The organism is Myxococcus sp. CA039A (assembly GCF_013336645.1).
Taxonomy (GTDB): Bacteria; Myxococcota; Myxococcia; order Myxococcales; family Myxococcaceae; genus Myxococcus; species Myxococcus llanfairpwllgwyngyllgogerychwyrndrobwllllantysiliogogogochensis.
In genome coordinates this window covers 1-19144 of record NZ_JABUMQ010000054.1, presented here as the reverse complement: position 1 = coordinate 19144, position 19144 = coordinate 1, and the positions used below count along the sequence as shown (strand labels likewise).

Here is a 19144-nt window from a genome sequence, read left to right as displayed (position 1 = left end):
ACGCCCGTAGGCTCGTTCGGGTGGGCTTGGCACGTGGCGAATAGAACGCGGCGCGTCTCGCGTTGGTCCTGCTCATGCGAATTTTCAAAGGCAACTACCTGAAGCTGAAGACTCCCGTGGCCACCCTGGCCGCCAGCCTGCTCATGCTCGGTTCGACCGCTCACGCAGCGGGCCTGGGTGCCTTCCTTCCCACTCCGAACATCCCCGGTGCTCCGGTGACTCGGACGCCCTCCAATCCTTCGACGCCCGCCAATCCGTCGACGCCCGGCGCCCCGACGGCGACCGGCAGCCTGCCTCCCATCGGTGTCCAGGCCGTCCCCAACACGCCCGTGGCCGCGCTGCCGTCGCATCCGGACCACTCCAACATCGCCACGCCTTCGCCCCAGCCGGGCATCCAGGCGAATGCGCTGTCGCCCGCGTCAGCCAAGTCCTTTACCCGCGAGTGGGTGGTGAGCCCCTCTGGAAATGACGCCGGTGACGGCAGCGCCGCGCAGCCCTTGCGCACCATCAACAAGGCCATCAGCCAGGCGGGCCCTGGCGAGGTCATCCGCGTGCAGGCCGGGACGTACGCCGAGCGCGTCATCATCGGCGCCAACGCGAAGCCGGGCACCGAGGGCGGGAAGATCACCCTCCAGGGCGAGGGCAGCCCGCGCATCATCCCCGGTGCTGGCAGTGGCGCGATGGTGCAGGTGCGTCAGCCGCACTGGGTCATCGACGGCTTCGAACTGGACGTGCAGCGTCAGCCCATCTTCGGCGTCACCTTCGAGGGCAACGTCGCCGGCTCCACGCTGGTGAACTCGGAGCTGCACCACGGTGGTGGTGGCGCGGGCGTGACGACCTACAACAAGGCCACTGGCGCCATCATCGAGAACAACCACATCCACGACTTCCTGAAGACGACGGGCAACCAGGACTCGCACGGCATCGTCGTGCAGCCCACGTCCAAGGACATCACCGTCCGCAACAACGACATCCACGACAACTCGGGTGACTCCGTGCAGTGCCTGGGGCCCGAGGGCTTCAGCTCGTTGCCGCCCGCGGACGGGGTGCTGGTGGAGAACAACCACTTCTACAACAACCGTGAGAACGCGGTGGACATCAAGACCTGCTACGGCGTGGTCATCCGCAACAACCGCATGCACCAGTTCCGCCCGTCGAGCACCGCCAAGGGCGACGTGGTGGTGGTGCACTACTCCGCCAACAACGTGATGGTGGAGGACAATGAAATCTACGACGGCGCCAAGGGCATCTCCGTGGGTGGGAATCACGAGGGACCCGTGCCCTCCGGCATCGTCGTGCGCCGCAACCGCGTGCACGACATCACCGCGGCGGGCGGCGGGGAGGGCACGGGCATCCGCCTGGAGAACTCCAAGGGCACCGTGGTGGTGAACAACACCGTCACCAACGTGTCCACCGGCCTCGTCATCGGCCACGGCACGGGCGGCCCCACCCAGTCTCCGGTGGTGCGCAACAACATCCTGGACGGTGCCATCTCCGTGGACATGGGCGGACAGGCGCCGGGCATGAAGCTGGGCAACAACCTCTTCGCCGCCAGCGGTCAGTTCAAGAGCAACGGCGCGGTGGTGAGCGTGGACCAGTTCAAGTCCACGACGGGTGACGCGTCGTCCGCCAGCGGCTCCGCGGACCTGGGCGAGGGCTTTGGCCCGGGCGCCCTGGCCGTGGACAAGGGCACCGACGTGGGGCTGCCTTTCTGCGGCGGTGCCCCCGACATCGGCGCCGTCGAACTGGGCTGCTGATCCGCTGAACCGAACCGTCTCCAGGGGGAGTGCCGGGCCTCCGTGCGACCGGCCTGCCACTGGGCCCGCGGAAAATGAAAAGGCCCGATGCGGAGTGACTTCCGCATCGGGCCTTTTTTCATTGAGGCGCCACCCGGATTCGAACCGGGGAATGAAGGTTTTGCAGACCTTTGCCTTACCACTTGGCTATGGCGCCAACGGCTGGGGCCGGGTTTATACGCAGCCCTCCGCCGCCCGGTCAAGATTCAACGGAAGCCGTGGGCGGCTCCGGCCGGTACGATTCGCGTCAGAAGCGGTGCCCGTCGCTGGGCTTCGCGCGCTCGAATGGGCCGAGGGGTTTCCAGATGCTGCATGGTCATGGGGTGTACGAGGAAGAGCACGACGCCTTTCGCCGCACGGTGAGGGCGGTGGTGGAGAAGGAGATCCTCCCCCACGTCGCGGGTTGGGAGGAGGCGGAGGAGTTCCCCCGGGAGCTCTTCGCGCGTTTCGGTGAGCTGGGCTTCCTGGGGCTGAAGTACCCCGTCGAGTACGGCGGCACGGACGCCGGCCCCCTCTACGAGGCGGTGCTGCTGGAGGAACTGGGGCGGTGTGGCTCGGGAGGAGTGTCCGCGGGCCTGGGGGCGCAGTTCACCATCGCCACCGGCCCCCTCCACCTGTTCGGCACGGACGAGCAGAAGCGCCGCTGGCTGGCCCCGGCGATTCGGGGCGAGAAGATTGGCGCGCTGGGAATCACCGAGCCGGATGCCGGCTCGGACGTGGCGGGCCTGCGCACCACGGCGCGGCGCGATGGCGCCCACTACGTCGTCAACGGCTCCAAGACGTACATCACCAACGGCGTGCGCGCGGACTTCGTCGTCATGGCGGTGAAGACGGACACCTCCGCGGGGCACAAGGGGCTGTCCATGCTGGTGGTGGAGAGGGACACGCCCGGCTTCACGGTGAGCCGCAAGCTGAAGAAGCTGGGGTGGCGGGCCTCGGACACCGCCGAGCTGTTCCTGGAGGACTGCCGCATCCCCGTGGAGAACCTGCTGGGGGTGGAGAACCAGGGCTTCTCGCAGATCATGGGCAACTTCCAGTGGGAGCGCCTGTCGCTCGCGCTGGGGGCCGTGGGCGCCATGGAGGACATGCTGGAGCGCGTCGTCGAGCACGTGAAGTCGCGCCGCGCCTTTGGCCAGTCGCTCAGTCAGCTCCAGGTGGTGCGCCACAAGCTCGCGGACCTGTTCACCGCCCGCGAGTGCGCCCGTCAGCTGACCTACCACGCCCTGCGCCTTCACGCGGCGGGGGAGTGGGCCGTGGCGCAGACCTCCATGGCGAAGAAGGTCGCCACGGAGACCGCGTGCCGCGTCGCCGACGAGTGCCTCCAGCTCCACGGGGGCGCGGGCTACATGATGGAGTACGACATCCAGCGTCATTGGCGGGATGCCCGCCTGGGTCCCATCGGTGGCGGGGCCAGCGAGGTGATGAACGAGATCATCGCCAAGCAGCTCGGCCTGTAGGCCCGCCGGCCCCGGTGCGACCGGGGAGGGGCAGGCGACCAGGCGGGATGGAAGAGGTCCGCGGGGTCCCGGGTTGAGCCCCGAGAGCCCCCCGCGGAGGTCCTCGTGGAGCCCAGCATCCTGTGTACCGAGCTGTATCTGCGCCTGGGAGATGACGAGGTCCTCGTCATCGACTGTCGCGCTTCGTCCGAATGGGAGCATCATGATCTGCACATCCCCGGCGCCTTGAGGATGACCCCCATGGAGGTGGCCCGGGACCACCGCATGCTTCCCGACGACGAGCTCATCGTCCTGTGCGGTGGCACGCACGACGGGTCCGAGGTGCGCCGGGTCTGCCGCCTGCTGCGCATGCATGGGCGTGAGGCGGTGTGTCTCGACGGAGGCCTCTCGGGCTGGATTCGGGGGGGCTACCCCACCGAGCGCCATGTCCGTGCCCAGGTGGCGCTGCCCCGCTGAGGTTCGGTGGATGCGGTGCGTCGTCAAAGGGTGTATGGAGCGGCGGACTTCCTCCTTTGGAGACCCGTCCCCATGGCCAAGCTTCGTGCCGCCCTCGTTGGCGCCACCGGACTCGCGGGGCAGCAGTTCATCGCTGCCCTCAGGAATCACCCGTTCATCGAGCTGACCGGCCTGGCCGCGTCGCCTCGCTCGGCGGGTAAATCCTACGGGGACGCCCTGCGCACGGCCAACGGCATGACGGCGTGGTTCGTCTCGGAGCCGCTGTCGCCCGAGACGGCCCGCATGCAGGTCATCAGCGGCGATGCGCTCCAGGCCAGGGACTACGACCTCGTCTTCTCCGCCGTGGAGGCGGACGTGGCGCGTGAGCTGGAGCCGCGGCTGGCCAGGGACATCCCCGTCTTCTCCGCCGCCAGCGCCTTCCGCTACGACGACGACGTCCCGCTGCTCATCCCTCCCGTCAACGCCGCGCACGCGCCGCTCGTGCGCGAGCAGCAGCGCACGAGGGGCTGGAAGGGCTTCATCGTCCCCAGCCCCAACTGCACGACGACGGGCCTCGCCGTCACGCTGGCCCCGCTCGTCGAGCGCTTCGGGGTGAAGGCCGTGCTGATGACCAGCCTGCAGGCCATGTCCGGCGCTGGACGTTCTCCGGGCGTCATCGGCATGGACATCATCGACAACGTCATCCCCTACATCCCGAAGGAGGAGCACAAGGTCGAGGTGGAGACGAAGAAGATCCTCGGTGCCCTGAACGCGGGGGGCGCGGCCCTCACTCCCCACGACATTCGGGTGTCCTGCACCTGCACCCGCGTGGCGGTGATGGAGGGGCATACCGAGTCCGTCTTCGTCTCGCTCGGCACCAAGGCCACGGTGGCGGAGGTCACCCAGGCGATGCGCGAGTGGCGTGGCGCCGAGGTGGCCCGGGACCTGCCTTCCTCGCCTGTTCGCTGGATTGAGGTGATGGACGACCCCTTCCGTCCTCAGCCGAGGCTGGACCGGGAGACGCATGGCGGCATGGCCACCACGGTGGGCCGCGTGCGCGAGGATGGTGTGCTGGAGAACGGCTTCAAGTACGTGCTCGTCTCCCACAACACCAAGATGGGGGCCGCGCGCGGGTCCATCCTCGTGGCCGAACAGCTGCGGGCCCAGGGGTTGCTCGGCTGACAGCGACACGCGTCGGACAGGTGTCACAAATTCAGGGTGCCATCCCTGGAACGAACCATTAGTCTGCGCGCCCACGGACGCGCTGAAGATATTTAGAGGAGAGCTTTCATGGCCTACGTCGTCGCGGACCCTTGCATCAAGTGCAAGTACACTGACTGTGTCGAGGTCTGCCCGGTCAATTGTTTCTACGAGGGTGCGAACTTCCTGGTCATCCACCCGGACGAGTGCATCGACTGTGGCGCCTGTGAGCCCGTGTGCCCCACCAAGGCCATCTTCCCGGAGACCGAGCTCCCCGCGAAGTGGGCGGAGTACAAGGCGCTGAACGCCGACTTCTCCAACAATAAGTGGCCGAACATCGCGGAGAAGAAGGCGCCGCTCGCCGAGGCCGAGGAGTACAAGGAGAAGGACGGCAAGCGCGCGATGCTGGAGACCGCGCCCGGCAAGTAGGCAGCTGGCGCCGTTCGCGCCCGTGAGTCTCGTGGAGGCCCTCCCGCCCGTCGCTGGCGAGAGGGCCTTCGTCGTTCCGGGCCCGCTCATCCAGCACGCAGCGAGCGGAGCTTCAGCCCGCGTGCCTCCAGGGCATCCCGCAGCCGAGCGACATCCTGGGTGGGCACCGGCCCGTGGTGTCCCTGGATGCGCAGCACCACTTCGCGAGGGCCCGTCCGCTCCACCTCCACCGTCGCGTCGAGGGTTCCCCGGACGCTGATGCTCAGCGCCGGACGTTGCGACTTCACGAAGACCTCGATGCGCTCGATGAGCTCCAGCGCCGAATCGACGCGGGAGGTGGGGGACGCCTCGCTCCGTGCCGCGCTGCCCGCGCCTGTCGCTGCCATGCGTCCCTCTGTCCCCGTGCTCTCGGGCGAAGCGGTGAGCCGAGGGGCCTCGGGTGGCGCGAGCACCGACTCCGTCCTGAGGGGCGCACTGGCGGGGACGCGGGGCTCGCGCGAAAGCTCTCGGGCGAGGAGGTCCGTGAGTCGGTGCTCGGTGCGCTCCTGGTTTGAGGCCTGGGCTTCACCGCGGACGCTGCCCAATCGGGAGGACTCGGCATGCATCGCCTGGCGTGTCACCGCGAGGCGCTCTGGACTGGCCAGTGCGCCCCGAGTGGTCGCGAGGACGGGCGACGTGGCGCGCGCGGCGATGAGTGCCTCCGCGCGGGGCGGGGCGCGAAGCGTGGGGGCCGGCGCACGGACGGGAGCGAGCGTGGCCGGCGGCCTGGACGCGGGCCGCGCGGCGCTTCGCTGAGGTGCTTCCTGGAGTGCCCGTTGGAACCGCTCCGCGTCGGGGCGTTGCTTCGTCGGAGTGCTGTCGGCTGGGGCCTCGGCGTCGACCTTCATGTCATCCCTCGCTGGCGTTGGCGCGAGGGACGAAGCAGCCGTCATGCCAGGGATGCGACGCCAGGGAACGACGTGTCGAAGGCCGACGTCACCATCCCATCTCGCGGAGGTGGGGCTCCCGCGAGGGACGGGGGCTCAGCGCGGTCTGCTGTTGAAGGCGCCGGGCTGGACAGGAGCGATGCCGGACAGGTCGTTGACGGCCAGGGGACAGGTGGCCAGCGCCATCGGCTCGACGAGGGCTCCCACGCGTGCCCAGTCCCGCTCCTGGAAGAGCAGGGCGTCGCGCAGTTCGACGGACGACAGGCCCTTCTTGTATTCCCAGAAGCGCCCCCGCACGAGCACGCGGTTGCCCTTGAGCAGCTTGTTGAGGTCGACGTACTGCTTGTCCTGGAGGATGGCGACGATGTCCACGCGCTCGCGCTTGCGCGGCTTGCCGAACTGGAACTCGTAGGTCGCCGTCGCGGGAGGCTCGGGCTCCACCCAGACGAGGCGGGCCACCATGCGCTCCGGCTCGGGCTCCTCGCCCTTCTTGAGCTTCTTCTTCTTGGGCTTCTCCAGCTTGACGTCCACCAGCTCCATGCCGCTGAAGGCCACGTCGTGGTCCAGGTAGTTGTCGCGGAACAGGGCCTCGGCGGTGGAGACGGCCACCGAGTTGACGCGGCTGACTTCCTCCGCATAGCGCTCACGCAACACGGGCAGGGTGAGCAGGAAGCTGTCCACCGGCTTCACGCCATCGGCGAGGAAGCGCATCCGCGCCATGTCGATGGCGGGATAGAAGGGGACGAGCGACTCAGCCGTCTGGAGCCAGTCGGTGCGCAGCTGCTTGTCGATGAGCACCCGGCGCACCATGGCCACGAAGAAGCTGTTGCCCGGGAAGCGGTCCGTCACCAACTGCGTGCTCAGCGCCTGCACCAGCGCGGGGTCCAGCATGAAGTTCTCGTCGCGCTTGTGGAACTGGGTGCCCACCTCGCCGAGCAGCGTCAGGTACGCGCCCAGCACCTGTGCGCAGGCGGCATCCGCGGTGCCCTGGTTCAGGGCCTGGAACAGGCGCGTGCGGAGGAAGCGCTTGTCCACGGCTTCCTCGCGGAAGGTGGGGGATTCACCGGTGCCGAAGAAGAACTCCGGCTGAGCGGTGGCGGGGCCGGCCAGCAGGCCCAGGGCGAGTGCGAGCAGTCGGGCGATACGCATGAGGCCCCCAGCCTATCACCCCGAGGCCCCCGCGGAGAGGGGGCCCGACGCCGGCTCCGCGGGCAGGACGGAGGCCCTCAGGACCAGGCCGGCTGCGACGAGCTCCAGCACCCCGGCGACGGCGAAGAGTCGGTGTCCGCCCAGCCAGTCGTAGCCGGCCCCCGCGGACAGGTAGCCCACCAGGCCGCCCAGGCCGAACGTGAAGGCGGCGAACAGAGCTTGCCCGGAGGCCCGCAGCTCCGGGGGCACGCGTCGCGACAGGAAGGCCACGCTGCCCACGTAGAAGGCGCCGAACGTCAGGCCGTGCAAGGGCGCGAGCAGCACCATGCCCGTGGGAGACGACACCAGGGCCATGCCGCCCCAGCGCAGCGCGCTCGCGGCGAAGGCGACCGCGAGGACAAGGCGCGGCTCCAGCCCCCCGGCCACGCGAGGGTAGAGCGCCATCACTCCCACTTCCGCGAGGACACCGAGGCCCGCCACGACTCCCACCACCGCGGGGGACAAGCCCAGCGCCATGACGTGGATGGAGAAGGTCCCATGAAAGGGCGCGCACGCCATCCAGTGCAGACTCGTGGCGGCGAGCAGCCAGCGTACGTCGCGGTGACGCAGCAGCTTCAGTCCGGCGAAGGGGCTCAGTCCCCGGCTCGGAGCCGCGGTGTCGCGCAGGGCGAGGCTCCAGGGGACGAGCATGGCCAGCAGCGCGAGCGGAACGAGGACCACGGTCCGGTCCACATCCGTGGCGAGCAGTCCGAAGAGAACGGACGACACGATGAAGCCCACGGAGCCGAAGAGCCGCACGTGCGCGAAGCTGTCACCGGTGCGCGCGACGTGGTGGAGGGCGAGGCTGTCCACGAGCGGCGTGAACGCGGAGGCGAAGCAGGCGTACAGCGCCATTGCGGGGACGAGTGTCTCGAAGGTGCGAGCGCTGGCCACCAGTCCGAAGGCGAGCGTCGCGCCGAGCGCCAGCACGGTGAGGACGCGGGACGTACGGCCGGTGCGGTCGGCGAGGTGCCCCCACAACGAGGGGACGATGAGCGAGATGCACGGGCTGAGACACAGCAGGAGCCCCACCTGCGTCGCGGAGAGGGAGAGGGACTTGAACCAGGCGGGCAGGAACGGAAGGACGATGCCCACGGTGGCGAAGTACAAGAAGTAGAAGCCCGCCAGCGGCAGACGGCTGGCGACGGGGCGGGGGTTCATGGACGGTTGGCACCTTGACATGTCCGGGTGCTTTTCCGCCTGTTGACCTCGCGTCCTTTTGTGTACCTTGCCCGCGACATGGCCAGTCCCACGGATACTTCCGCGCCCGTCTCCATCACTCAGATCAAGAGTGAGGCGGAGCTCATGCAGGCGCTCGCCATCCGCGAGGTGGTGTTCATCGAGGAGCAGCACGTCCCCGAGGGCATCGAGCGGGATGCAGAAGACGCGCACGCCTACCACATCATCGCCAACCAGGGAGGCCACGCCATTGGCACGGGGCGGCTGGTGATGTTGCCTCAGCCTCCCGTGGGTGAGCAGGGCCTGTGGGGCCAGGTAGGGCGTATGGCGGTGCTCCAGGCGCATCGCAAGGCACGCGTGGGCTCGCTGCTGTTGACGTCGCTGGAGGAGGAAGCCCGGCGACGAGGCGTCAAGGGCATCATGCTGCACGCGCAGCTCTACGCCCTCGAGTTCTACAAGAAGCACGGCTACACCGAGATGGGCACCGTCTTCCTCGAAGGCGGCATCGACCACCTGGAGATGCGCAAGCGTTTCTAGTCAGCGGCGCGGAGGGCGGGGCGCGGGCGGTTGCGCGTGCCTCGGGTCCTCGGGCCACGAGTGACGCGGGTACTTGCGTCCCAGCTCCTTACGGAGCGCCGGGTAGTGCCGCTCCCAGAAACCCGCCAGGTCGGTCGTCACCTGCACCGCGCGCATGTTGGGCGCGAGCAGGTGGAGCACGAGCGACACGCGGCCGGCGCACACGCTGGGGCCCTGGGCCATCCCGAAGAAATCCTGCAGGCGTGACTCCACCCAGGGTGGCTTGCCCGGCTCGTAGTTCACCTTGACGCCGCGGCCTCCGGGCAGCGTGACGCGCTCGGGGGCGTGGGTGGCGAGCAGGCGTTGTTGCTCGGAGGTGAGTCGGGCGTAGAGCGCGTCGATGAGGGACACGCCTTCCAGGTCCTTGAAGCTGCGCGCGTCCGAGCACAGGGACGCGAGCGCATCGCGCAGGAAGGCGTCATCCACGGTGGGGAACTTCGCCTCGGGGAAGGCCTGCGTGAGCAGGGCCACGCGCGTGCGCCACTGTTGCAGGGCCTCGGGATCCGCGAACCGTCCGGGGCCCGCCGCGAGCGCCGCTTCGACAAGCACCCGCGCGGTTTGTTCCGAGGCGGGCGCGGGGGCGCGGGTCTCCTCGAGCATGAGGTTGCCGTAGGAAAGGCGCGTGAGGCGTTCCACGCGTCGTGCCTCGGCGTTCCACTGGAGGGTGTCCACCTCTTCGAGTGTCTCGGGGTAGAGGTCCAGCAGCCACTCGGGTTCGACGGCGCTGGCCAGTCGCACCACGGCGCCTTTGCCAGGGCGCTCCTCGGCGTCCACGGCCACCATCAAGTCCGCGTCCTGCACGACGCTCAGCTCGGAGAGGGACGCGGTGCCGCCGCCGAAGAGCAGCAGCTCGGGAGAGCGAGGCCTTCGCCTGCGCGCGACGCGGTCCGGATAGCCGGCGAGGACGCTGAGCATGAGGGCCTGCTCGATGTCCTCCGCGCGGTGGGGTTTCTCGCCCTGGCTGCGCACCGTGCGTCGGAGCTGCTTCTGGACGCGGTCCACGGACTGCACCGCGCCCTGTTCCAGGGAGAGCGAGTGAAGTCGACCGGACGCGAAGCCCGCGCGTTCGGCCTCGCGGAAGCGCTCCAGCAATTCGAGCAGATCCGAGGGGCCACTGACGACGGCGGCGGCGCGGCCTCCTCCGCCCAGATTGGCGCGGGCCTCTCGACGGATGTCCCGCTCGCCCATGAGCGCGGCGAGCGTGGCTGCTTCGGCGCCGACGCCCCGGCGCTCACCTTCGACGATGACCCGGGCCTGGCGGGGGTGGACAGGGAAGCGCAGCAGGCGCTGGCCCACGTTCGTGACGATGCCCTTCGGGTCGACGGCGCCGAGTCGGCGAAGCAGCGTCTCGGCCGCGTCGAGTGACGCCGCGGGAGGAGGCTCGAAGAAAGGGAAGGCACCGAGGTCGACGACGCCGGAGGCGCGCAGCGAGAGCACGGTCTCCGCCAGGTCCATGCGGCGGATTTCGGGGGCCTCCTGTTCGGGACGGCCATCGAAGTCGTGCTGCGTGTAGAGGCGGATGCAGTGGCCGGCACGGGTGCGTCCGGCGCGTCCGGCGCGCTGGATGGCGGAGGCACGGCTCACCTTGGACAGCTTGAGGGTGGGCAGCCCGGACCACGGCGAGTGGCTGGCGACACGTGCGAGGCCGGTGTCGATGACCACGGCGACACCGTCGATGGTGACGGAGGTCTCCGCCACGTTGGTGGAGAGGATGATCTTCCGGCGCGAGCTCCTGCGCACGGCGCGGTCCTGTTCCGCGGGGGACAGGTCTCCGTGGAGCGGGAGGACGTCGGCGTCATGGCGCTCGGCGAACTCCGCGCAGGCGTCGCGGGTGCGGCGAATCTCGCCGGCGCCGGGAAGGAAGACGAGCACGTCGCCGTCCACGCCGTGGGTGAACAGGCGTTTGATGGCGGAGAGGACCTGCAGGTCCAGGTGCCGGTCATCTGGAGCGGGGAGATACTCCACGCTGATGTCGAAGCGTCGGCCCTGGGAGCGCAGGGAGGGACAACCTCCAAGGTACGCCCGGACGGGTTCGGCCTCCAGGGTCGCGGACATGACGACGAGCTTGAGGTCGGGGCGACGAGTCTCTTGCAGGCGGCGCAGCAGCGCGAGCGAGATGTCGGCGGACAGGTGTCGCTCGTGGAACTCGTCGAGCACGACGATGCCCACGTCGCGAAGGGTCGGGTCGGACAGGAGGCGGCGTCCGAGCACGCCCTCGGTGACGAAGGACAGGCGGGTCTTGGCGCTGCGCACGTCCTCGAAGCGGACCTGATAGCCGACGGTGTCGCCCACGCGCTCGCCGATTTCCTCGGACACGCGCTGGGCGGCGAGTCGGGTGGGGAGGCGTCGCGGCTGGAGGACGACGATCTCCTTGCCCCCGCCGAGCCCGGCCTCCATCAGTGCGCGGGGCACGCGCGTCGTCTTTCCGGCGCCAGGAGGAGCCTCGAGCACGAGCGAGCGCGCACCGCGCAAGGTGGAGACAATTTCCGGAAGGAGCGGGTCGATGGGAAGGGCGGCGTCCGCCATGTCCGGGTTCCTTGAACGCGCGAGCCGAGGCTCGCTCAGGGGGTCTCGGTGCCTGCCGCGCCAGGGGTCGACGTCACGCCCTTCTTCTTGCGCACGGCGGGAGCCTGGGCACGCGAGCCTTCCGGGGTCGCGGTATCGGTGGATGCCGAGGGTGCGCTCGAATCGCGAGCACGTCCGCGGGAACTCTGGGCACGCGAGTCCGCCGATGCGTCAGCAGTGTCACCACCAGCGGTGGGGAGCGGACTCGAATCACGCGCACGGCCACGAGTCACCTGTCCGCGCGCACCTTCTGGCGCACTGGCTGCGTCGGCAGAGGTCGAACCCGGTTCCGTGCCGCGCTTTCGCCCGCGGCCCCCGGCGGGACGTGAAGTCCCTGCGATGTCCGCGCCCTCAGCGACTGAAGTGGGGGCACCTTCGGCGTCACGCTTGCGTCCACGAGGGCCCGAGGCACGCGGCTCCTCCGTCGTGTCCGCGCGCTCATCCATGGGGGCGTGGCCGCCATCGAGTTCGAGAGGCGAATCCCGGCCCGACGGAGAGGGGACGCCCGTTGCGTCGGACCCGGACTCGACGACGGGCGCGGAGGCGTTCGCATCGCGCTTGCGGCCACGAGCTCCGCCTTGGACCGGTCCGCCTTCGGACGCAGGGCTCTCGACATCGGAAGGCGCCGGCTCGCTCGTCCCCAGGTGCTCGGACACGGACGCGTCCTCGACACCCTCGAGAGCGGGGGCAGACTGTGCCTCGTTCTTGCCGCGAGTCGAGTGCACGTCGACGTCCACGGGCTCATCCGTATCGAGCGGTTCGGTCGCCGCCGGGTTGCTCCCAGCCCTGTGCCGTAGGGCGGAAGGCTCCGCGTCGTCGGACGACGAATCCAGGGCAGCGACCTCCGCGAGTTCGGCCTCGGTGGGCTCCATGGAGTCCGAGGGCTCGAGGTCCAGTGCCCCCAATCCATCATCGGAGGGAGCCAGTCCGCGACCCGCTTTACGCTTGGGCTTGAGGCCGAGCGCGGCGGCTTCATGGACACTGGGCACGGGGACGAGCGCGGCCTCGGAGAGCAGGCGCGCCTGTCGCAGCGCCACTTCGAGCTTGCGCCCCAGGTTCACCAACTCCTCGCGGAGCACGGCCTCCTGTTCGAGCGAGAGTGGCGCGGGCTCATGACTGGCGCGCCACGCGGCATGGGCGGCGGCGACCTGGTCCATCACGGGACGGACGAGCGCAAAGTCCTCGCGAGCGAAGATGCGGGAGACGTAGGAGCTGCGGGTGCGCCGCTCGTACGACGTGGCGTACTCGAAGATGACTTCGCGAGGCGCGCGTCGGAGCTGGGCGAACTTGAGGTGGGGGAAGAGCGCTTCGATGACGGGAGCGCGGCTGCTGGCGGTGAAGGTGATGCCCGCGTGCAGTTTCTCCAGGGCATCGACCCACAGGCCCTGTTGATGGAAGGCGTATTCCTCGCGAGCTTCATCTAGCTCGGGCAGGTCCTTGACGCGGTCGACCACGCCAGCGGCGGGGGCGCGCGTGGTGCGCACCAACTCGAAGGCGGTGGTCAGCCAGCTCTTCTCGGCTTCCAGGCCGGGGCGGCCAGCGAGCATCTCGCCCGCGGTCGCGATCCGACCCTCGAAGGCCTCGGCGAAGCGGATGAGCTCATAGGACTCGAGCGTGGATGACATGCGACGGGCTCCTCGGAAGGGCGGCGGGAGATACCACAGGCCGGGCTCGGCTCCGAGCGCGGGTGGGAGGCGTCAGCTTCCGCCGAGCAGCGTCGGAAGGGCCTCGCGGTGCGAGAAGTCAGGGAAGGCGGCGTGTGCGCCGGCCTGGAGAAGGGCCTCGGCGGTGAAGGTCCCGGTGCCCACGCCGATGCACTCGGCGCCGATGCCGATGGCCGCATCGACGTCCTTGGGCGTATCTCCGATGACGACCACCCGGCACTGCTCGCGCGGGACACCGAGCGTCGCCGCGCCCGCCTCGGCACCTCGACGAATCAGCTCCACGCGGTTCTCGTGGTCGCAGCCGAAGCCGCCGAAGGCGAACTGGTCATGGATGGCCACTCGCTCCAGCTTCAGGCGCGCGCCGTCGCGGACGTTGCCGGTGCCGAGTCCCACGGCGAATCCGGGGCGGCTTCGCGCCTCGAGTACGGCCTCTCGCATGCCGGGGAACACACGGTAGCGAGGAGCCTCCACCTTCTGGATTTCATCCGCGAGGTGCGCGAGGTAGGCGGCGATGCCGGCATCGATGGCGGCCTCGGTGTCCTCGACACCGATGATGCGCAGAGCGGTGCGGACGATGGCTCGGTCCGTCATGCCGGACATGTGGAAGGAGTCGCAGGCATCGCGGCGACCATGAAGCTGCTCGAAGGCTCGGTCCATGGCACGGCGTCCCGCTCCACCGGTGGTGACGAGGGTGCCATCGATATCGAACAGGAGGACCGTGGGGCGCATGGCCCCCATCTAACGGAAGCCTAGGGCCGACGCGAGTCCGGAAGTCACGTCACGGCCGCTCAGGGCTCCGCGAGGCTGAGTCCTCGCTGGAGGGCTTCACGCACGAGAGGGCGTTCCTCGATGGGGAGTCGCTCCTCGAGAGCCTGACGGGCCTGCTGTCCACCCAGCCGCCCGAGCGCCAGGGCCACGGCCTCCCGAACGGGGTCCTCACGGTCCATGAGTCGAGCCGCGAGGGGGCGAATGGCTTCGGTCCCCAGGCATCGTGCCAGGGCGCCCGCGGCGCTGGCGCGCACGTCCACGGGAGCGCGGGGATCCTCCAGCACTTCCTGGATGGAAGGGGCGCCCTGAGGCGGGTCGATGAGGGCGAGCGATGCCATGGCGCGAGCGCGTCGAGTCGAGGGAACCGACGGGTCCACCACGAGCGAGCGAAGGACTGGCACGGCCTGGGGCCCAAGCTGACGCCACTGCTCCTCTCGAAGGGGTCCCTGGGAGGGGTCGAGCAACATCAGCACCTGCTCCCGCAAATCAGCTGACGGGACCGGAGTTGGGGCGGGTGCGGTGGGCACGGCCGGCGAGGCTTCTCCCGAGGCGTGTGAGTACGCGAGCGCGGTGCCCCCGGAGCTCGCGATCAGCCCCGCTCCGAGCAGGATGTGCCACCACCGTCGTCCGCGAGAGGGGAGGAGCGCGATGGTGCGAGATGGTGGCGGCGAGGTCGGTGTTGGCATGGGGGCGCCTCGAGCAGGGGAACGTCCCGGGTTATATGCCGGTTGCCCGCTCGGACTCGAACCCCGTTATGGTGCTGCGTTGATGGCTGGACGCGTCTTCTTCTTTCTGCAGCACGCCACGTATGAGCCGGCGTTCCAGGCGAGTTCCATGGGCATCACCGCCGTGGCCATGGGTGACGAGGTCTACTTCGTCTTCGCCTTCGACGCGCTCCGGTCCTGGGTGGGCGGAACCTTTGGTCAGCCAGAGGGTGAGAGGGAGCGAGAGGAGCACGCCCGAGGCGAGACCCTGGGCGTCCCGACTCCCCTCAAGATGATGGAGGAGGCGAGGGCCTTGGGCGCGAAGTTGATCGCCTGCGACACGACGGTGCGCCTGTGTGGCTTCGATCCCGAGGCGCTCCAAGGCCCCCTGGACGAGGTGATGGGGCTTGCCTCCCTGTGGCGGCTGACGCAGGGGGCGCGCACGCTGACACTCTAGATGAGCCGCGGAGAAGAGGGATCAGGCAGGCGCCAATGTCGTCCACGCCACACCAGGTGTGTGCCTGTCGAGGGGAAACCATCGGTTCCTGCTGTAACCTCGCAGTATCAGTTGAACCGGATGCAGCCCTCCATTTGAGGCTGTAGCCTCCGAGGGGAGTCACGCGATACTCTTCACCCAAGCCGTCCCCTGAAGAGCCCGGCCGCGCGGAGCTCCGCGTCCCCCCATGAGAAGCAGAAGGAATTCATTACCTATGCGCGCCAAGTTGCCCCTCCTGAGCGCTCTCGTCCTCGGCGCCCTCTCGGGTGTCGTCGTCGCGGGTTGTCAGTCCTACGACTTCGAACCGGTGGAGCCGCTCGCCATCGCACAGACGACGGTCGAGGAGACCATCTCCGCCCTGGCGAGCAAGCCCAACATCATGATGCTGGTGGACATCTCCGGCTCGATGACGCTCCCGGTGGACACGTCGCGGCCGTCCTGCCAGGTACGGGACGAGGACGGCTTGACGGTGCTGTGTGGCAATGAGAACGCGTGCCCCACGGCCACGTGCCCCACTCGGTGGACGGAGCTGCAGGCCGCCGTGCCTCGGTTCCTCGCGAACAGTGGTCCCTACGTGCGCTTCGCGCTCACGACCTATCCCGAGGCCTCGACGGGCTCGAGCATCGAGGCCTGCACTGGTCCCACCGCGACGTCGGTCCGCAAGGACCTGCCGGTCGCCGACGACGACGCGTCGCTGCTGGCCCACGCCAACTCCATCAACGATCTGATCCAGGGCATTCCGAACCACGGCACCGGGCAGCCGGTGGGTGGAACACCGACGAGCGGAAGCCTGAACTTCATCGGGTCCATGCCTGGATTGCAGGACAAGGACCGCAAGAACTTCGTCATCCTGCTGACGGATGGTCTGCCCAACTGCAACCCGGAGAATGAGTACTCCGGCCGAGATCAACCGGAACTGTGCAAGTGCACCATCGCTGGCAATCTCTGCGGTTCGCAGATCTCCACCGCCTTCGAGAAGCGTGGCTGCCTCGACACCAACGCCTCCGTGAAGGCCGTGCAGGCGCTGAAGGACAAGAAGGTCACGACCATCGTCATCGGCTTCGGCGCCGAGACGGCGTCGGGGGATGGTCCGGCGGTGCTCCAGGCGATGGCGTCGGCGGGCGGTTTCGCCCGTTCCTGTAACACGAACCCCGCGGCCTGTGGTCCCAACGACACGTGCATCGCGGCGACGGGTCTGTGTGGCCGGTCTTTCTACCAGGCGGGCAATCAGGAGGAGTTGGCCGCCGCGCTGGAGGAGATCAGCAAGGAGATCTCCAACCCGGAGCCTTGCTTGATCAAACTGAGCGGGCCGGAGCTTCCCTCGGACCCGAAGCTCATCGTCGTCTACATCGAGGGTGAGCGCACCCTGGCGGGTGACGGAACCTGGTCGCTGACGTCGGACGGCGTTCTCTTCAACGGCGCCGCGTGCGAGCGCATCAAGAACTCCCGACCGGAAGCGCCCATCCAAGTCGAGGTTCGCGCCATCCGTCAGCGCTAGGCAGGCGGCCGGGGGCGGCTTTACCCGGGACGGTGCGGGGATTATAGGTCCCCTCGCCTCCGGCCCGGTTGCCTTCCCCTGCCCATGAAAGTCACCCTCCTCTCGCGGTCCGCTTCCATTCCCTCCACTCGGCGTCTTGTCGAGGCGGGCCGCGCGCGGGGGCACAAGATGCGCGTGCTCAACCCGCTCCGGGTGCAGATGCACCTGGACGGGGGCAGCGCCACGCTCTACTACGATCGCAAGAAGCTCTCGCCCACGGACGTGGTCCTTCCGCGCATCGCCCAATCCATCAACACGTACGGGCTCGCGGTGGTGAATCAGTTCGCACTGGGCGGAGTGCCGCTCGTCAATCACGCCCAGGCCATCGCGCAGTCGCGCAGCAAGATGCGCTCACTGCAGTTGCTGTCCGCGCATGGCATCGACATTCCCGCCACGGTGATGGCGCGGGACGCAGCCCACTTGAAGGAGATGGTGGGGCTGGTGGGTGGGGTGCCCGTGCTCGTGAAGTTGCTCCAGGGGCAGGAGAATCACGGGGTGATGGTGTGCGAGAGCCTCCAGTCGCTGGAGGCCGCGCTCGAGGCGGTGCTTGGCCTCGGCCACAACCTGGTGATGCAGGAGTACGTGAAGAGCACGAGCCAGGATGTGCGTGTGCTCGTCGTGGGTGGCAAGGCGGTGGCCGCGGTGCGCCGCCGCGCGCGTCCGGGTCGGTTCGCTCACACGCTCATCAAGGGAGCTCGACTGGAAGCGATGGAGCTTTCGCCTGGGCAGCGTGCCACGGCGGAGAAGGCCACCCGGCTGGTGGGGCTGGAGGTGGCGGCGGTGGACCTGCTGGATGTCCAGGGCCAATCGAAGGTCTTCGAGGTGAACAGCTCGCCCGCCTTGCCTGAGATGGAGGCTGTCACGGGCATGGACCTGGCGACGCCCATCATCATCCGCGCCGAGGAACTGGTCGCGGGCGCGGACCCCGTGTCCGTGCCAGACCTCCTGCCACCTCGAAGTCTTCCAACGCCGGGGCTGCCAACATCTCCGGCACCGCGCAGGAAGCGCACGAGTCGTACGCCCACGAGCGGAGCAGGGGGCACGTGAAGAGAATGCCGGCGCCCCACGTCGCAGGCATGATAGGCAGCACCCGTTTTCAGGAGACCCGCCATGTCGCACATCCGAAGCTTCACCTCCGTTGCCGCGTTGCTGGTGGCCTGTGTCTGGACGGCCCCGGCGTCCGCCGACGAAGTGGACCCCGCCAGCCTCTATGACGTGTCCACGGACGGCTCCTCCAGCCAGATCAAGACAGGGGAGAAGGGCGTCTTCGTGGTCTCGGTCAAGACGAAGCCCGGCGCCCATGTCTCCGAGGAAGCCCCGCTGAAGCTCGAGGTGAAGGGCACGCAGGTCTCCGTCGCGAAGGAGAAGCTGGGACGAGAGGACTCGGTCGCGAAGAAGGCCGCGGGCCAGGAGTTCGCGGACCCCCGCTTCGAGATTCCCTTCTCCGCCACGGCCGCGGGCAAGGGCTCGGTGGACGCGAAGCTCGTCTTCTTCATCTGCACGGAGAAGATCTGCGCGCGCCAGCAGAAGACCCTCTCCGTTCCCGTCGAGGTCCTCTAGTTCCCATGCGTGAGCGTCCCCCCAAGGGTGGTCGAGGCGAGCGTGAGGGCGGGGACTCCCCGGCGCGTCACGTCTATGGCGTCAATCCGGTCCTCGAGGCCCTGAGGGCCCGACCGGACGAAGTGGAGCGGCTGTTCATCGTGGAGGGGCAGTTGGCCGCCAAGGCCGCGGGTGAGCTGCTCAGCCGCGCCCGGGACGCGGGTGTCCGGGTGGAGAAGGTGTCGCGCGAGCGCCTTGCCGCCATGGCCGACGGCGGGGTCCACCAGGGCGTGGTGCTCGAGCTTCGAGGCTTCACGTACTCGGCGCTGGAGGACATCATCGACGCGGCCAAGGCCAGCAAGCGGCCTCCCCTCGTCGTGGTGCTCGACGGTATCCAGGACCCGCACAACCTGGGCGCCATCATCCGGTCGGCCCACGCGCTGGGCGCCCATGGGGTCGTCATCGCCAAGGACCGCGCCGTACAGGTGACGGGCACGGTGGCCAAGGCGTCAGCGGGTGCGGTGGAGCACTGCCTCATCGCCCGGGTCGTGAACATCTCCCGCGCCCTGGAGGAGCTGAAGGAAGCAGGGCTCTGGGTGGCCGCGGCGGACGTGGACGCGACCGAGCCCATGTGGAGCGCTCGACTGGACGGGCCCCTGGCCCTGGTGGTGGGGGCCGAGGGGGC

18 protein-coding genes and 1 tRNA gene are annotated in these 19144 nt (G+C 68.9%); 11 read left to right on the top strand and 8 right to left on the bottom strand.

What is annotated here, in order from left to right; genetic code table 11:
- Positions 1 to 74 precede the first annotated feature (74 nt).
- Positions 75 to 1757 carry a nitrous oxide reductase family maturation protein NosD gene (locus tag HR086_RS11790; protein WP_254626290.1) on the top strand — a complete coding sequence of 561 codons (1683 nt, stop codon included), beginning with the start codon at positions 75 to 77 and terminating at the stop codon, positions 1755 to 1757.
- A gap of 124 nt (positions 1758 to 1881) precedes the next feature.
- Here the strand turns inward: HR086_RS11790 and HR086_RS11785 are convergent.
- Positions 1882 to 1953, bottom strand: a tRNA-Cys gene (locus tag HR086_RS11785).
- A gap of 148 nt (positions 1954 to 2101) precedes the next feature.
- Between HR086_RS11785 and HR086_RS11780 the strand changes: the two genes are divergently transcribed.
- The 4 genes from HR086_RS11780 to fdxA all read left to right on the top strand — a co-directional run bounded on the left by HR086_RS11780 (position 2102) and on the right by fdxA (position 5317).
- Positions 2102 to 3253 (top strand): acyl-CoA dehydrogenase family protein, encoded by a 1152-nt coding sequence (locus HR086_RS11780; RefSeq protein ID WP_174465651.1) that lies wholly within the window; start codon positions 2102 to 2104, stop codon positions 3251 to 3253.
- A gap of 105 nt (positions 3254 to 3358) precedes the next feature.
- Complete coding sequence (locus HR086_RS11775) at positions 3359 to 3709, top strand: rhodanese-like domain-containing protein (RefSeq protein ID WP_141642670.1); 351 nt, start codon at positions 3359 to 3361, stop codon at positions 3707 to 3709.
- Between the two features lie 72 nt (positions 3710 to 3781).
- Positions 3782 to 4870, top strand: a complete 1089-nt coding sequence (asd, locus tag HR086_RS11770; RefSeq protein ID WP_174465650.1) for an aspartate-semialdehyde dehydrogenase — start codon at positions 3782 to 3784, stop codon at positions 4868 to 4870.
- Positions 4871 to 4978: 108 nt separating this feature from the next.
- The gene (gene fdxA, locus HR086_RS11765) at positions 4979 to 5317 is read left to right on the top strand and encodes a ferredoxin FdxA (RefSeq protein ID WP_141642668.1); all 339 of its coding nucleotides are present in this window, start codon (positions 4979 to 4981) and stop codon (positions 5315 to 5317) included.
- Positions 5318 to 5403: 86 nt separating this feature from the next.
- Here the strand turns inward: fdxA and HR086_RS11760 are convergent, their stop codons facing one another.
- From HR086_RS11760 to HR086_RS11750, 3 genes are all read right to left on the bottom strand, one after another.
- The gene (locus HR086_RS11760) at positions 5404 to 6204 is read right to left on the bottom strand and encodes a hypothetical protein (RefSeq protein WP_174465649.1); all 801 of its coding nucleotides are present in this window, start codon (positions 6202 to 6204) and stop codon (positions 5404 to 5406) included.
- Positions 6205 to 6339: 135 nt separating this feature from the next.
- The gene (locus HR086_RS11755) at positions 6340 to 7392 is read right to left on the bottom strand and encodes a hypothetical protein (protein WP_174465648.1); all 1053 of its coding nucleotides are present in this window, start codon (positions 7390 to 7392) and stop codon (positions 6340 to 6342) included.
- Positions 7393 to 7407: 15 nt separating this feature from the next.
- A complete protein-coding gene (locus HR086_RS11750; protein ID WP_174465647.1) occupies positions 7408 to 8592 on the bottom strand; it encodes an MFS transporter in 1185 nt (394 codons plus the stop codon).
- Positions 8593 to 8670: 78 nt separating this feature from the next.
- Between HR086_RS11750 and HR086_RS11745 the strand changes: the two genes are divergently transcribed.
- Positions 8671 to 9147 (top strand): GNAT family N-acetyltransferase, encoded by a 477-nt coding sequence (locus HR086_RS11745; RefSeq protein ID WP_141642664.1) that lies wholly within the window; start codon positions 8671 to 8673, stop codon positions 9145 to 9147.
- On the opposite strand, the gene hrpB is transcribed toward HR086_RS11745, so the two are convergent.
- The 4 genes from hrpB to HR086_RS11725 form a co-directional block, all read right to left on the bottom strand.
- On the bottom strand, positions 9148 to 11712 hold the full coding sequence (gene hrpB / locus HR086_RS11740) for an ATP-dependent helicase HrpB (RefSeq protein WP_174465646.1): 2565 nt from the start codon (positions 11710 to 11712) through the stop codon (positions 9148 to 9150).
- A 35-nt stretch (positions 11713 to 11747) separates the two neighbouring features.
- Positions 11748 to 13376 (bottom strand): hypothetical protein, encoded by a 1629-nt coding sequence (locus tag HR086_RS11735; protein WP_174465645.1) that lies wholly within the window; start codon positions 13374 to 13376, stop codon positions 11748 to 11750.
- Between the two features lie 72 nt (positions 13377 to 13448).
- Positions 13449 to 14153, bottom strand: coding sequence for an HAD family hydrolase (locus HR086_RS11730; protein WP_174462375.1), 705 nt, complete (start codon positions 14151 to 14153; stop codon positions 13449 to 13451).
- A gap of 50 nt (positions 14154 to 14203) precedes the next feature.
- Positions 14204 to 14650: a HEAT repeat domain-containing protein gene (locus tag HR086_RS11725; protein ID WP_254626289.1), complete on the bottom strand. Its 447-nt coding sequence runs from the start codon at positions 14648 to 14650 to the stop codon at positions 14204 to 14206.
- A 301-nt stretch (positions 14651 to 14951) separates the two neighbouring features.
- On the opposite strand from HR086_RS11725, the gene HR086_RS11720 reads away from it, so the two are divergent.
- The 5 genes from HR086_RS11720 to rlmB all read left to right on the top strand — a co-directional run.
- Positions 14952 to 15344 carry a hypothetical protein gene (locus HR086_RS11720; RefSeq protein ID WP_174465643.1) on the top strand — a complete coding sequence of 131 codons (393 nt, stop codon included), beginning with the start codon at positions 14952 to 14954 and terminating at the stop codon, positions 15342 to 15344.
- Positions 15345 to 15597: 253 nt separating this feature from the next.
- Entirely contained in the window at positions 15598 to 16881 is a 1284-nt protein-coding gene (cglB, locus tag HR086_RS11715; RefSeq protein WP_174465642.1) for an adventurous gliding motility lipoprotein CglB, read from the top strand.
- Positions 16882 to 16965: 84 nt separating this feature from the next.
- Positions 16966 to 17967 carry a RimK family alpha-L-glutamate ligase gene (locus HR086_RS11710; RefSeq protein WP_174465641.1) on the top strand — a complete coding sequence of 334 codons (1002 nt, stop codon included), beginning with the start codon at positions 16966 to 16968 and terminating at the stop codon, positions 17965 to 17967.
- A 63-nt stretch (positions 17968 to 18030) separates the two neighbouring features.
- Positions 18031 to 18480: a hypothetical protein gene (locus HR086_RS11705; protein WP_174465640.1), complete on the top strand. Its 450-nt coding sequence runs from the start codon at positions 18031 to 18033 to the stop codon at positions 18478 to 18480.
- A gap of 5 nt (positions 18481 to 18485) precedes the next feature.
- Positions 18486 to 19144, top strand: a 659-nt coding sequence (rlmB, locus tag HR086_RS11700) for a 23S rRNA (guanosine(2251)-2'-O)-methyltransferase RlmB (protein ID WP_174465639.1), incomplete at its 3' end; no start/stop codon positions are given.

Bases quoted from the DNA above. Each gene is read 5' to 3' on its own strand.
- asd (WP_174465650.1), top strand. From the start codon at position 3,782: ATGGCCAAGCTTCGTGCCGCCCTCGTTGGCGCCACCGGACTCGCGGGG.
- HR086_RS11790 (WP_254626290.1), top strand. From the start codon at position 75: ATGCGAATTTTCAAAGGCAACTACCTGAAGCTGAAGACTCCCGTGGCC.
- HR086_RS11750 (WP_174465647.1), bottom strand. From the start codon at position 8,592: ATGAACCCCCGCCCCGTCGCCAGCCGTCTGCCGCTGGCGGGCTTCTAC.
- HR086_RS11710 (WP_174465641.1), top strand. From the start codon at position 16,966: ATGAAAGTCACCCTCCTCTCGCGGTCCGCTTCCATTCCCTCCACTCGG.
- HR086_RS11755 (WP_174465648.1), bottom strand. From the start codon at position 7,392: ATGCGTATCGCCCGACTGCTCGCACTCGCCCTGGGCCTGCTGGCCGGC.
- HR086_RS11720 (WP_174465643.1), top strand. From the start codon at position 14,952: ATGGCTGGACGCGTCTTCTTCTTTCTGCAGCACGCCACGTATGAGCCG.
- HR086_RS11725 (WP_254626289.1), bottom strand. From the start codon at position 14,650: ATGTTGCTCGACCCCTCCCAGGGACCCCTTCGAGAGGAGCAGTGGCGT.
- HR086_RS11735 (WP_174465645.1), bottom strand. From the start codon at position 13,376: ATGTCATCCACGCTCGAGTCCTATGAGCTCATCCGCTTCGCCGAGGCC.
- fdxA (WP_141642668.1), top strand. From the start codon at position 4,979: ATGGCCTACGTCGTCGCGGACCCTTGCATCAAGTGCAAGTACACTGAC.
- hrpB (WP_174465646.1), bottom strand. From the start codon at position 11,712: ATGGCGGACGCCGCCCTTCCCATCGACCCGCTCCTTCCGGAAATTGTC.
- HR086_RS11730 (WP_174462375.1), bottom strand. From the start codon at position 14,153: ATGGGGGCCATGCGCCCCACGGTCCTCCTGTTCGATATCGATGGCACC.
- HR086_RS11760 (WP_174465649.1), bottom strand. From the start codon at position 6,204: ATGAAGGTCGACGCCGAGGCCCCAGCCGACAGCACTCCGACGAAGCAA.
- cglB (WP_174465642.1), top strand. From the start codon at position 15,598: ATGCGCGCCAAGTTGCCCCTCCTGAGCGCTCTCGTCCTCGGCGCCCTC.
- HR086_RS11705 (WP_174465640.1), top strand. From the start codon at position 18,031: ATGTCGCACATCCGAAGCTTCACCTCCGTTGCCGCGTTGCTGGTGGCC.
- HR086_RS11780 (WP_174465651.1), top strand. From the start codon at position 2,102: ATGCTGCATGGTCATGGGGTGTACGAGGAAGAGCACGACGCCTTTCGC.
- HR086_RS11745 (WP_141642664.1), top strand. From the start codon at position 8,671: ATGGCCAGTCCCACGGATACTTCCGCGCCCGTCTCCATCACTCAGATC.